The sequence below is a fragment of the Sphingomonas sp. PP-CE-1G-424 genome (assembly GCF_004341085.1).
Taxonomy (GTDB): domain Bacteria; phylum Pseudomonadota; class Alphaproteobacteria; order Sphingomonadales; family Sphingomonadaceae; genus Sphingomonas.
On sequence record NZ_SLXW01000014.1, the window covers coordinates 15,166 to 28,521 of the forward strand.

Here is a 13,356-nt window from a genome sequence, read left to right on the forward strand (position 1 = left end):
GTCTTGATGCTTCAGATCATGGCTCATGAGCGACACACTGTAACCATAAGGTTGGTCGCCGGTGGCAAGCACCTAAATGTTGGAGCTGCTTTCGGCCAGCCTGGTTTCGTACGTTAAACCGGTCCCGAACTTGAACGCCCGATAAAAGTATATGGTACCTGAACCGATCGTGCGAGCCGGTCGCCTACCTGTTGATACAAGGGGTCGGCCAGGATATCGATGGCCACACTTGCAAGAAGGGCATTGGGTTGACGAATGGTCGTCAGTTGAGGCCACGCCATGCGAGAAATAGGCGCATCGTCGAAGCCCACCACGGACAGGGCCCCGGGTACGGCAATGTTTCTGCGTGCGGCGCTGACCAGAACACCCAGAGCCATCTCGTCGTTGGCGGCGAACACGGCGCTGGGACGATCGTTGGTCGACAGAATCGCGTCGCCGGCCGCCATACCCGACTTGAAGCTGAAGTCGCCGGCTTGAACCCAAGCTTCCCTGATGCCGATCCCCGCGCAACTCATCGCGTCGCAAAAGCCCGCTAGTCGTTTGCCAGCCGCATCGTGCGATACGATCCCCTGAACGAACGCAATGTCGCGATGCCCCATTGTGATGAGGTGATCAGTCATATCGCGGGCGGCCTGATAGTCGTCGATGTGGATCACCGCGGCCGATGAGCCGGTTCGTGATGAATTCAGTTTCACAACAGGGATGCCGCGTTGATCGAGCAGGTCGGTGAGATCGGACCAGTCGCAGATCGGCGGCGTTAGAATGACCCCGGCGAGCTGCAATGCCTGCAACGTTCTCGATACCTCGTCGAGCGGCTCGAGCCCGTCGCGGTCGATCCGTTCGATGACGAGATGATAGCCGTGATGGCGGCAGCGGGCCATCGCACCGAGTTGGACCTCTGCGGCGTACCCCGATGCCGGATCGTCGAAGAACAATCCGATGAGGTAGGACCGCGAACTCGACAGGCTGCGGGCGTAGGCGTTCGGGCGATAACCCAATTCCGCGACGACACGCAGCACATGGTCTCGCACCGCTGGCCTAACATGCGCCTCCGCATTCATCACCCGCGAAACGGTCTTGGGCGACACGCCTGCAGCGCGCGCGACATCCTTGATGGTTACCGGCGGCATCAACGTGCTATAAACCCCATGTGCGATGCCGCCACCTAGCGAACGCCGCTATGACGATGTAGCAGACGCCAGGAAGCATGAATGACATCCTCAAGCCGGCCGCGTCCGCGACGACGCCGGTTAGCAACGGGATGATGGCGCCGCCGACGACTACCATACACAACAGCATCGAGGCATAGGTGGCGGTGGAATGATCATCGGGCAGTGAAAGCGCGAAGATCGTTGGATACATGATAGCGTTGCAAAGTCCGACTGCGAGCAGCGCAGCGGCGGCCACCGGCCCCTGCAGACCGATCGCCACCGCAACGAGCCCGACGGCGACCATCGCGCAACCGAGCAGCATCGTTGTCGCACCATAGCGGGTGAGGTAGCGGGCGCCTACCAGTCGGCCGATCAGCGCACCGGTCCAGTACAGACCTACGAGTTGCCCCGCCGCGACCGGCGAGACGTCCAGAATGTCGGGCATCGCCAGATATTCCACGAGCAGCGTGCCGATCGTGACCTCGGCGCCGACATAGGCGAACATCGCGCCGCCACCTGCCAGCAACCGTCGGTTCGACAACACGGCGACGATGCCAGGGAGCGGCACGCGACGCGGCGTTGAGGACGCGGGCAGCAGGTCGCGTCGGCTGATAAAGGCTGCGGCAAGCACAAGCGCGACCAGCGCAACCGCAAGGAACGGCAGAACGACCCGTATGTGGTCTGCCAGGGCGCCGGATCGTTGCCGACCCGTCCCCAGCAGCAGCGTGGATCCAGCCAGGGACGCGAGCACGGTACCAAGCGAGTTGAAGCCTTGCAGCAAGGTCAGTCGCGAGACGGCGCGGCGTGCCGGTTCGACAACAGGGACGACTATGTTGGCCGCGATCTGCAGAAAAGTAACGCCGCCGGCGACGGCTAGGAGCGCGAGTAGAACAGTCATGTACCCAAGCGACCCGAGCGATGCGGCCAGTAGGCCGCAACCCAGCGCGATGACGACCAGCCCCGCCGCGATGCTTCGCATGTAGCCGAACTTCACCACCAGCACGGTGATCGGCACGGCGAAAAGGAGATAGCTTGAATGGAACGCGAACTGCACCAGCAGCGAGCGCGTGTGGTTCAGGCCTTCGATCATCCGCAACCGGGGCACCAGCAATCCGACAAGCGAGTTGAGGAATCCGCCGAGAAAATAAACGCCGATACAAAGCTGGAACAGCAGTGTCGCGCGCTGTTCGCCGGTAGCGGGCGCAAGGGGCATGCTGCTGGTGTTCACGCCTCATCCTAGCAAGGCGGGGCTGCTGCGCAATGTATGACGAAGACATCGTGCTTCGCATTGACATCGATGTCGGAGTTGGCGATCACGCTGCCAAGTCGCTCGGGAAAATGCGGCATGGGAGGATATCTACGATGAGCACGGGATTTCCGCGCATCGCCTGCGCGCTGCTGAGCGTCGCGCCGATGGCGCTTTCGGCGCAGGCTCTGCCAGGGGTGGGGTCTGCAAAAGCTTCAGCTTCCAAGGTGGCTGGCGGAACGGGCGCAAGGACGTCGGAAATCTGGCGTGACACGACGAGAACCGCAGCGGACCGGGCGGACGCTCTCGTGGCGGCGATGACGCAGGCCGAAAAGCTGAGCTACGTTCACGGCATATTTCCACCGATGGCGAAACCGATGACGTCCGACATGATTCCGTCCGCCGGTTACGTGCCCGGTGTCCCTCGTCTTGGCATACCGACGTTGCGCGAAAGCGATGCGTCGCTGGGCGTTGCCAATCAGGTCGAGCAACGCAAGGGCGATGTGGCCACTGCGCTGCCCGCAAGCCTTGCCACCGCCGCGAGTTTCGATCCCGCCATTGCCTATGCCGGGAGCGCGATGATTGGTAGCGAAGCGCGGGCGAAGACCTTCAACGTATTGCTTGCGGGCGGCGTAAACCTAACGCGTGATGCGTGGAACGGGCGAAACTTCGAGTATCTTGGCGAAGATCCGCTGCTCACAGGCGTCATGGGCGCGGCGTCGATCCGGGGCGTCCAGTCGAACCATATCGTCTCGACGATCAAGCATTTCGTCCTGAACAGCCAAGAGACCGGGCGAGCCGTTCTCGACGCGCGGATCGATCCGACGGCACTACGGGAAAGCGACCTGCTAGCGTTCGAAATCGCGATCGCGGATGGGAAGCCGGGTTCGGTGATGTGCGCGTACAATCGCATCGACGGCGACTATGCTTGCGAGAACAAGTTCCTGTTGACCGACGTCCTGCGCGGAGACTGGAGATATCCAGGGTTCGTCATGTCCGACTGGGGTGCCGTACATTCCACGGAGAAGGCGGCCAACGCAGGGCTGGACCAAGAGTCAGGCCAGGAACTGGATGCCAAGGTCTATTTCGGCACGCCGCTTGCTAACGCTGTCGCTGTCGGGCGGGTCTCGACGGCGCGGCTCGACGACATGGTACGCCACATCCTGACCGGGGTCATCGCCAGCGGTCTTTACGACAATCCCACGCCCACATCCGCACAGCCGATCGACTATGCCGCTAACGCCGAGATCGCACAGCGTACCGCCGAGGCCGGTATCGTTTTGCTCAGGAATGAGAATGATCTTTTGCCGATTGCCAAGACCGTGCGATCGATCGTTGTCATCGGCGGTCATGCGGACGTCGGCGTGCTGTCCGGGGGCGGCTCGTCCCAGGTTCGCTCCGTCGGCGGCGTGCCGATCGAGATCCCGCTCAAAAGCGGCGCGGCGGCGTCATTCGCCCGGGTTACCTATCATTCGTCATCTCCGCTGCGCGCCATCAAGGCGCTGGCGCCGAATGCGCAGGTGACGTTCGTCGACGGCACCGACCCGGTCGCCGCTGCCAAGGCGGCCCACGCCGCCGACCTCGCGATTGTGTTTGCAACGCATTGGCAGACCGAAGCGCAGGATGCGCCCTCCTTGTCGCTGCCCGATAATCAGGATGCGGTGATCGACGCGGTCGCCGCCGCCAACCGACGCACCATCGTCGTGCTGGAGACCGGTGGACCGGTTCTGATGCCGTGGGCCACGCGGGTGCCGGCGATCGTCGAAGCTTGGTATCCGGGCCAGCGTGGCGGCGAGGCGATCGCACGCGTGTTGTTCGGCGAGGTCGATGCATCAGGCCGTCTGCCGATCAGCTTCCCGCGGAACATCGAGCAACTCCCTCGCCCTCGGCCGATCACATCGCCGACTGGCGCGACCAGCAACGCTGCCTCGGCCAATGCCGGCGCCGGAGATGCCAGCCTGCTTCCGGCCTATCCCGTCACCTATCAGGAGGGGGCGAACGTCGGGTATCGTTGGTATGCCTCACGCAAGGATACACCGTTGTTTCCGTTCGGTTTCGGGCTGAGTTATGCCAGCACCAGGATCAGCAACCCACGGTTTTCGGGCGGGACCAACGCCAGAGTGACGTTTACCGTCACCAATCAGACTGCACGCACCGGCACCGCCGTACCTCAACTGTACGCAACGTTGCCGAACGGCGGAGCGCCACGGTTGGTCGGCTGGTCACGTCAGACGCTGGCGGCTGGCGAGACCAGAAACGTGACGATCACCGCTGATCCGCGTGCGTTGGCGCGATGGGAAGGGGCCGGCTGGCGATTGAAGGGCGGCGCGTATGCGCTCAAACTCGCAACGGACGCGCAGACGATGATCTCGGAAGGCACGGTCGGTCTGACTGACCGGCGCCTTGCGTCTGGCCGTGCTGCTTTTGACACACCTTGAAACAAATCCGCGCATGCTGAACGTCGATGTCACGCGCTGATTGACATCGATGTCGGACGGCAGCACGGTTGAGGAACGCGGGGTTACACCGCCAGAATCATACACCGGTAGGGACATGCCGGTCAGGGAGGATGAGTATGAGGGGTTCTATTCCGTCAGCGTTCGCGCGCTCGACGTCGGTATTCGCGTTGGTGGCGGGGCTGACGATGCCCGGCTTGGCGAATGCGCAGGCCGCTCCAGATCCGACACCGGCCGTTCAGGCACAGCAGGGCACGCCACAAGCGGATACGTCGCCAGGCGCTCCGCAGGTTGAGACCGGCGCTACTGCGACTAACGCGATGCCCGACCAGGCCCCAGGCGACGAGATCGTCGTGACCGGCGTTCGCGCCTCGCTCGAGCGGTCGATCGCGATCAAGCGGGACTCGTTCGGCGTCGTCGATGCGATCAGCGCGGAAGACATCGGCAAGTTCGCCAACACCAATCTCGCGGAATCGCTGCAGCGCATTACCGGCGTGTCGATCGATCGCCGCAACGGCGAAGGCTCGACCGTCACGGTTCGCGGCTTCGGCGCGCAGTATAATCTCGTCACGCTCAACGGCCGTCAGCTCGCGACATCGAACATCGTCGCGGTGGGCGGCGATCAGGGCGGTGACGGCGCGGGTGGATTCGGTCGTTCGTTCGACTTCTCCAACCTCGCTTCCGAAGGCGTGAAGACGCTGGAGGTATACAAGACCGGCCGCGCCGCGATCCCCTCGGGTGGCATCGGCGCGGCGGTGAACGTCGTCAGCCGTCGTCCGCTCGACTCCAAGGATACGGGTCTCTTGGGCTCGCTCGGCGTCAAGGGCAGCTACGATAACAGCTCGTCAGACTGTTTCGACTGCGGCGCGCGCGTGACGCCCGAAGTTTCGGGTACCGCCAGCTGGAGCGATCCCAACCAGCGCTTCGGCGTGTCGCTGTTCGGCAGCTACCAGAAGCGCAACTTCAGCTTCTCCAGCGTCGCGCCCGACAACTGGAACATCCGGTCGCTGACCGACTTCCTCAATCCCGGCAACGGCTTCGTCAACGGTCAGACGGTGATCAACAACCGTCCGACCAACGGCAACGCCCTGGTCTCCGTGCCGAACGACTCGCGCTATCACTTCTCCGAGGCAAGCCGCGAGCGCATCAACGGGTCGGGCGTCATCCAATTCCGTCCGACCGACACGCTGACCTTCACTGCAGATGGCCTCTATGCGCAGTTGCGCCAGTCGGAACGTCGCTCGACCCAGTCCAACTGGTTCAACCGCCCGTTCGGCGTTGTCACGTTCGACGACGCCAGCAACGGCATCGCGACGACGAGCTTCCTGTCCGAAACGATCAACGGCGTAAAGGACGAGGCGTTCGAGCAGGCGTATCGTGCGCAGAAGAACAAGCTGTACGACTTCGGCGGCAACGTCGAATGGAAGCCGACCGACCGCTTCTCGCTCGCTATCGACGGCCATATCGGTCGCGCGGACAGCTCGCCTGACAATCCCAATGGTCAGACTTCGACCACAGTCGCCTTCAACGCGCCGGTCGTCGCCGCACATTCGCTCACGTTGGGCAAGGATGGCTTCCCGCAGCAGACGATCGCGATCAATGACGGTTCGGCCAGCACGACGCCGACCGGCCAGTCCTTCATCAAGGGCAACGGCAACGGCGTGATCGATCTCGGCGACCTGTCGAGCGCTGTGCAGCGTCAGTTCGCATCCAACCAGACGCAGCGGGTCAAGGAACTTCGCGCGGACGCGGGATGGGCACTGAACGATCAGCTCCGCCTCGACGCTGGTGCTGACTACCGCACCACGAATACGCGTCAGACGCAGTATAACACGCGCCAGGTCCTGGGTGACTGGGGCAATTCGCTGCCGCCCGACATCGCGCGTCTCGCGCCCGGTCAGGTCTTCCAGTTCTGCAACGTGTGCAAGTTTGAGCACAACGATGGGAATCCGGACGCCAACACCCTGGTGGCATTCCGCACGCAGGACGCGACGAAGCTCTACAACACGCTGCACGACTATTATCTCGGCGTGACGAACGACGGCGTGAACCACGCCGACAACATCGACGCGAACGACGACAACCGTGTCCGCGAGAACATCTGGTCGGGCTATGTCCAGGGATCCTGGAACGGCAAGCTGTTCGATCACAACGCGCAGCTGGTTGCCGGCGTTCGGTACGAGAACACCAAGGTACGAGCGGTTTCGCTCCAGCCGGTACCGACCGCGGTTGTCTGGACTGCCGACAACGACTTCTTCGTCTTGAACACCGCCGGTCGGCAGACGCTGTCGTCGCGTGGCGGTTACAGCAACTGGCTGCCGTCGGTGGATGCCAAGTTCGAGGTGGTTAATAACCTCTTCGCCCGCGCCTCGTACAGCAAGACGATCTCGCGTGCCGGTTACGGCGACCTGTTCGCGTCGACCAACGTCGCCGGTCCGGGCCGCCCGACGGCGATCGGTGGCATAGCGACCGGCACTGCGCACAACACCGATCTCGATCCACTGTCGTCGGACAACATCGACGTCTCCCTCGAATGGTATCCGCGCAAGGACGTGTTCCTGTCGGCGGGCTTCTTCAACAAGAAGGTCCACAACTTCATCGGCCAGACGGTGGTCAACCGCAATCTGTTCGGTCTGCGCGATCCCACTTCGGGCACCGCCGGGACGCGTTCGGGCACGGCGCGTGAGCAGCTGGCTGGCACGTTCAACGCCGACATCACCGACGTGAACCTGTTCACCTACACGGCGCTGCTGCAGCAGAATGCGGGCAACGTCGCGACGACGAACGCCCAGTTCGCGGCCAACTACAACACGCAGAGCCGCGCGTTGAACCAGGGGTTCGTCGATCAGATACTCGGCCAGTACGATATCACCGCCAACGGGCAGGATCCGCTGTTCAATTTCGCGGTCAATACGCCGATCAACAACCAGGACGCGCACATCTACGGCGTCGAACTTGCCGGGCAGTATTTTCTCGGGGATACGGGCTTCGGCGTGGCAGCGAGCTATACGCTGGTCCGCGGCAACATCGGCATCGACATCGCGGCCGATCCGAGCGTGAACACGTTCGCGCTGGTCGGTCTGTCGGATACCGCCAACGCCACGCTGATCTACGACAAGAACGGTATCTCGGCGCGCATGTCGTACAACTGGCGCGACAAGTTCCTCAGTGGCATCAACCGCGGCGGCGATCGCAATCCGGTGTTCACCGCGCCCTATGGTCAGCTCGACCTGTCGGTGAACTTCGACCTCACCTCGCGTTTTGCGCTCGGGTTCGAAGCGATCAACATCACCGAGGAGGGCGTGCGCTCCTACGGCCGCGACAAGAGCAACATCTGGTACCTGTCGGAAGGGTCCGCACGGTATCTGGTCGGAGCGCGATACCGCTTCTGACCAAGCGGCGAGAAGGCCGCTGACGAAAGCGGCCTTCCTCGTCTAGGATTATCTCATGGCCTCGGTACTTCTCAACAACATTGACCACCGCGACCTGCGTGTCGCGGTCGGTCATCACGCGCGCTACGGCGATGCGATCAACCAGACGCGCGTCTTCCCGGCCGAGTTCGAGGAACTGCAGCGCGACTATGCGATCTTGCTACGTCGCGACGAGCACGGCGTCCTATTCTCGACCGTCCTGTTGGGGCTCGATCCGGACGAGAACCTGTTTCTCGACGGCGAGCGGTGGGACGCGCGGTACGTGCCGGCGGCGCGGGCGCGCGGTCCCTTCTCGATCGGTTCGGGTGCCGATGGCGAACCTATGATCCACGTCGATCCGAACCATCCGCGCATCGTCGATAACGGCGAGCCGGTGTTCCGCGAGCTCGGCGGTAACGCGCCGTTACTCGATCACGTCTCGGCGATGCTGCAGCGGATCTATGTCGGTCTGGAGACCGAGAAGGCGATGTTTGACGCGTTCGCCGCCGCCGGCCTGCTCGAACCCGCCACGCTGCAACTCGATCTCGCCGACGGGCGTTGTTATGACATTCCCGATCGCTTCACCGTCGATGCGGGGAAGCTGGCTGCGCTCGACGGCGATATCCTGGCACGGCTCCACCGCGACGACTTCTTGCGTCCGGCGTTCTGGATTGCCTCATCGCTCGGCAACCTTCGCCACCTGATCGATCGGAAGCTTCGGAAAGAGCTTCATGGCTGAGAGCTTGCGGGTATCGCGACCCGTCCGCGAGATCGATCACTCCGGTGTCCTCGATCTGGACGCATTGATAGCGACGGAAGAGCCGGTGATCCTGCGCGGGCTCGCCGCCGACTGGCCGCTGGTCCAGGCCGGACGTAGGTCGCCGCAAGAGGCTGCCGCCTATCTGCGCCGGTTCGACGCTGGCCGTCCCGTCACTGGCTATGTCGGCGATCCCGCGATCAGGGGACGCTTCCATTATGACGAGACTGCGACTGCGATGAACTTCGCCGCCAAGCGGATCGCTCTGGGCGAATTCTTCGATCATGTGCTCGGTCATCTCGGCGACGCCAGGGCACCCGCTTATTATATCGGCTCCACCGATCTCGACACCCATCTCCCCGGCTTCCGCGCCGAGAACGATTTGGTGCCGCACGGTGACGTCTTCGATCGCCACCCGCCGCTCGCCAGCATCTGGATTGGCAACCGCACGGTCGCGTCCGCACATCACGACATGTCGAACAATGCGGCTATCTGCGCAGTCGGGCGGCGACGCTTCACGCTATTCCCACCGGATCAGGTCGCCAACCTCTATCCCGGCCCGCTCTCGCCGACTCCCGGAGGGCAGGTGGTGAGCATGGTCGATTTCGCCGCGCCGGATCTCGATGCCTATCCACGCTTCGCTGCCGCTGTTGCCGCCGGATCGGTGGCGGATCTGGCGGCTGGCGACGTCCTCGTCTACCCGGCGTTGTGGTGGCACCATGTCGAGGCGCTCGACGACTTTAACGTGCTGGTGAACTATTGGTGGAACGCGGCGCCCGCCTTCATGGACACGCCGATGGATACGCTACTGCACGCGCTGCTCAGCCTGCGTGACCGGCCAGCGCAGGAGAAGCGCGCGTGGCGCGTGATGTTCGATCATTACGTGTTCGGCGATGCGGAGGCGGTCGCGGCGCATCTGCCGCCACCGGCACGCGGACCGCTCGCGCCGCTTGACGAGCATGCTGCACGCCAGTTGCGAGCCTACCTGCTGCACAGGCTGAACCGATGAATGATACGTCTGAACCTCCACGTACCCGCGTCGTGGTCGCCGGCGGTGGCACGGCCGGATGGATCGCCGCCGCAGCGATCGTGCGGCAACTGGGATCGCTAGTCGATGTGACACTCGTCGAATCGGACGAGATCGGCACCGTCGGCGTCGGCGAGTCCACCATTCCGACAGCGCGCAGCTTTCACGCCTTTCTCGGCATCGACGAAGCGGCGTTCATGCGTGCCACGCAGGCGACCTTCAAGCTCGGCATCGCATTCGAGAATTGGCGCCAGGTCGGAGACCGATATTTCCATCCGTTCGGCAGCATCGGCAGGTCGGTGGCGATCGCCGACTTCCAGCATTTCTGGCTGGAGGCACGTGCACGCGGGTTCGGTGAGGCGTACGGCGACTATTCGCTCGAACAGCAGGCAGCCGGCGCTGGCCTCTTCGGTCACGACGAGCAGCATTCGCTGGCTTATGCCTATCACCTCGACGCGACCGCCTATGCGCGGTTCCTGCGCGCGCTGGCCGAACCCTGGGGCGTCCGCCGCGTCGAGGGATGCATCGAGCGGGTCGAGCGTGACGGCGAGGGGGGCTATATTGCCGCGCTCGTCCTCGCCTCAGGCGAGCGGATCTCTGGCGACCTGTTCGTCGATTGCACCGGCTTCCGCGCATTGCTGACCGAAGGCACGCTTGAGACTGGATTCGAGGACTGGTCGGAATGGCTCGCGACCGACCGGGCGCTCGCCGTGCAGACGGAGACGGTCGGCCCCCCCGTGCCGTACACGCGCGCGATCGCACACGGTGCTGGCTGGCGCTGGCAGATCCCGCTGCAGACGCGGACGGGCAACGGTCTCGTCTATTCCAGCGGGCACATGAGTGACGACGAGGCGCACGAAACGTTGATCGGTGCTCTGGATGGCCGGACGCTGTTCGAGCCGCGACCGCTGCGCTTCCGTTCGGGAATGCGACAGCAGGCTTGGAACCGGAATTGTATCGCGCTGGGTCTGGCAGCGGGCTTCATCGAGCCCCTTGAGTCGACCAGCATCCATCTGATCATGAATGCGGTGATCCGCCTGATCCAGCTGTTCCCATTCCGTGGCGACGATCACGGTGCACTGGCCTCGCGCTTTAACGCGCAGTCGCGACACGAGTGGGAGCATGTGCGCGACTTCATTATCCTCCATTACCACGTCACCCAACGCGACGATTCGGCGTTCTGGCGGGACTGCGCGCGCATGACCATTCCTGACAGCCTTGCTGAGCGGATCGCACTTTTCACGAAGACCGCTGGCGCCTGGCAGGGACAGGACGACCTGTTCAGGATCGATTCCTGGGTCTCAGTCATGCTCGGGCAAGGCGTCGTGCCCCGCGCGCATCACCGCATCGCCAGCATCATCAAGGGACAGGAGTTGCGAACCTCTTTCGAAGATCTTTCCAGAGGAATAGCAAGTACGGTGCGGCTGCTACCGCGACATTGCGACTTCCTAGCCCGGTATTGCCCGGCTGACGGCTGATGCATCACGTAGCCGCTTGTCTGGACGGATATCTCACATGAGGGGAATACTCTAATGTGAGGAGAAGGTGTTCTCTAGGAAAAGTGTTCATATCCGCAGGTCACTGATTTCTATCAGCCATCCGCGCTCCCGTTTCAAAAGGCGGCGCCGCACCCTCTCTCAAGATGAACGAGCGTCCGAAGTTGGAAAGCGAAAATGGGCACCGGAATGTCCGGAAGTGGGTCAGAAGGGGCAGCTTTTCCTAACCAGGCAGGGATTAGTCGCTGCCCAGCGTCATGATGCCGTGTGCGCCCACCTTCTCCATAATCCGTTTGGCGAACTCTGTCACCGCGTCCTCCGCCTCCCCGATTTCCTCGACCGTAGCCACACTGCGGTCTCGCTGAGTGTACCCTGCACCACCGCTTCCATTCGTCATCACAAGACGCTCTCCAACCGCCACGTGCGAGCCGGCGAGCTCCACAGACATCACCCGGATCAGGACGAGTTCGGTAGCTTCCGCCGACTCCGACCCGGCTATCGGGAAGTCGAGCTTCTCAAGCAGGTCACCCTTCCAGAAGCGATGGACGGCGTCCACCTCTTCACCAGCGGCAGCGAGTTCCTTCTGGGTGAAATCCCGCACCCGTGCGCCGGCTTCACCCCAGAGATCCTCGATCCGGGTTAATAGGCTCAGCAAGTCGGACCCGGTCGACGAATGCTTGTCCTCGACCGCCTTCGACAGCGGGATCTCGAACCTCGCACCTGTTTTCCGCTCACGGATTTCAAATTTTGTCGGACCGGCGTTCACGAGCCGGACGAGCTTGAACAACGTCCGCCAGTCTGGGAGCGGAAGGCGACTTGCCTCGAGGCGCTCGCCGCCAATGTTTAGGGCTATGCGCCCGCTGCCGCGCACATCTAACTCGAAGGTAGGCGTGGTGAACAGGAGCCTCTCATCGGCCTTGGGCACGTTTGGAAGCGGGAGCGTGGAGAATGTCCCGTCGAAGCCAACGGTCTCGCCGTCCTCGCCCCGCACTACGATCGAGCAGTCACCCTTGGGGATCGGCTTGAATGTGGCCATCAGCCGTCCGCCCGGCCCGGCCTCCCAGGTATGGCCCGAGGGAATCTCGGTGCCAAAGCGGCGATCTACCGCATTTGTCCCGCGCACCTCGATTGGCCGGCGACCCATGAGCGCGTCATGGAGGTGGTCCGGGTCTTCCGAGGTCAGGGCGACCTGCACGCTGTAGCGCGGCCCGTCGTATCCGAGGTTGGCCAGCGCCGCGCGCTTTGCGTCGCGGTAGCCGTCAGGATCGTTTCCGATCGCCGTGAGCAGCGCGGCCAGCAGCTCCTTGCCAGTCGCAAACGGGGTGCCGCTATCGATCCGGAACGTGATCTCTTGCTCGTTCAGCGGCTTCTTCTTCAGGCCCGCGCCCGCAGCACGCAGCCTTTCTAAGACGCGGGAGAGGTCGTTCCCGGTCACGTGGATCAGGTTCGCGGACATGATCTGAACGTCATCCGCGCCATCCTCGGCCTCGAACGCAACCACGAAAGCGGGATCCTCGGGCTTCGCGAGCCTCTCTGCGGCTGAGAGCGTCAGCGAAACGCGACCGGCATCGCGTTTCCATACCGTCTTCACCTGGACCCGGCAGAGCGGGAACAGGCGGCGCTTGTCCAGCGCGGGGCCTTGCTCGTCCGGCGCCCGCTCCACGACGTAGTCCCAGCCCATCTTGTCGCGGCCTGACTTGTTGGCGATGAGCCCGGCAGCGGCGCACCGTCGCTCAAACTCCGCCTCGCCAACAGCACCCAAGTCATCAGCGCCAATGGATCGCTCTGCCATAATCATGTCATCCCATCTATC

The 13,356-nt window shown here is 63.1% G+C and carries 8 protein-coding genes; 5 read left to right on the forward strand and 3 right to left on the reverse strand.

Translation table 11 applies throughout. The features are described from left to right. Window positions 1–113: 113 nt before the first annotated feature. Complete coding sequence (locus tag C8J43_RS20785; RefSeq protein ID WP_056054624.1) at window positions 114–1,130, reverse strand: LacI family DNA-binding transcriptional regulator; 1,017 nt, start codon at window positions 1,128–1,130, stop codon at window positions 114–116. A 7-nt stretch (window positions 1,131–1,137) separates the two neighbouring features. Continuing rightward, complete coding sequence (locus C8J43_RS20790; RefSeq protein ID WP_236698781.1) at window positions 1,138–2,379, reverse strand: MFS transporter; 1,242 nt, start codon at window positions 2,377–2,379, stop codon at window positions 1,138–1,140. A gap of 134 nt (window positions 2,380–2,513) precedes the next feature. Here C8J43_RS20790 and C8J43_RS20795 point away from each other — a divergent pair, with 134 nt between their 5' ends. From C8J43_RS20795 to C8J43_RS20815, 5 genes are all read left to right on the forward strand, one after another. Then, window positions 2,514–4,835 (forward strand): beta-glucosidase, encoded by a 2,322-nt coding sequence (locus tag C8J43_RS20795; RefSeq protein WP_243645712.1) that lies wholly within the window; start codon window positions 2,514–2,516, stop codon window positions 4,833–4,835. 137 nt (window positions 4,836–4,972) lie between these two features. Next, on the forward strand, window positions 4,973–8,245 hold the full coding sequence (locus C8J43_RS20800) for a TonB-dependent receptor (RefSeq protein WP_133032479.1): 3,273 nt from the start codon (window positions 4,973–4,975) through the stop codon (window positions 8,243–8,245). 55 nt (window positions 8,246–8,300) lie between these two features. Further along, a complete protein-coding gene (locus tag C8J43_RS20805) occupies window positions 8,301–9,002 on the forward strand; it encodes a SapC family protein (protein WP_133032480.1) in 702 nt (233 codons plus the stop codon). Continuing rightward, window positions 8,995–10,029 carry a cupin-like domain-containing protein gene (locus C8J43_RS20810; protein WP_056054632.1) on the forward strand — a complete coding sequence of 345 codons (1,035 nt, stop codon included), beginning with the start codon at window positions 8,995–8,997 and terminating at the stop codon, window positions 10,027–10,029. The genes C8J43_RS20805 and C8J43_RS20810 overlap by 8 nt, the downstream gene beginning before the upstream one ends. After that, the gene (locus C8J43_RS20815; RefSeq protein WP_133032481.1) at window positions 10,026–11,525 is read left to right on the forward strand and encodes a tryptophan halogenase family protein; all 1,500 of its coding nucleotides are present in this window, start codon (window positions 10,026–10,028) and stop codon (window positions 11,523–11,525) included. Before C8J43_RS20810 ends, C8J43_RS20815 begins: the two co-directional genes overlap by 4 nt. A gap of 256 nt (window positions 11,526–11,781) precedes the next feature. Here the strand turns inward: C8J43_RS20815 and C8J43_RS20820 are convergent, their stop codons facing one another. Beyond that, the gene (locus tag C8J43_RS20820) at window positions 11,782–13,341 is read right to left on the reverse strand and encodes a hypothetical protein (protein ID WP_133032482.1); all 1,560 of its coding nucleotides are present in this window, start codon (window positions 13,339–13,341) and stop codon (window positions 11,782–11,784) included. Window positions 13,342–13,356 lie beyond the last annotated feature (15 nt).

Coding starts and splice junctions, on each gene's coding strand:
- C8J43_RS20785 (WP_056054624.1), bottom strand. CDS start 1,130: ATGCCGCCGGTAACCATCAAGGATGTCGCGCGCGCTGCAGGCGTGTCG.
- C8J43_RS20795 (WP_243645712.1), top strand. CDS start 2,514: ATGAGCACGGGATTTCCGCGCATCGCCTGCGCGCTGCTGAGCGTCGCG.
- C8J43_RS20800 (WP_133032479.1), top strand. CDS start 4,973: ATGAGGGGTTCTATTCCGTCAGCGTTCGCGCGCTCGACGTCGGTATTC.
- C8J43_RS20805 (WP_133032480.1), top strand. CDS start 8,301: ATGGCCTCGGTACTTCTCAACAACATTGACCACCGCGACCTGCGTGTC.
- C8J43_RS20810 (WP_056054632.1), top strand. CDS start 8,995: ATGGCTGAGAGCTTGCGGGTATCGCGACCCGTCCGCGAGATCGATCAC.
- C8J43_RS20815 (WP_133032481.1), top strand. CDS start 10,026: ATGAATGATACGTCTGAACCTCCACGTACCCGCGTCGTGGTCGCCGGC.
- C8J43_RS20820 (WP_133032482.1), bottom strand. CDS start 13,341: ATGATTATGGCAGAGCGATCCATTGGCGCTGATGACTTGGGTGCTGTT.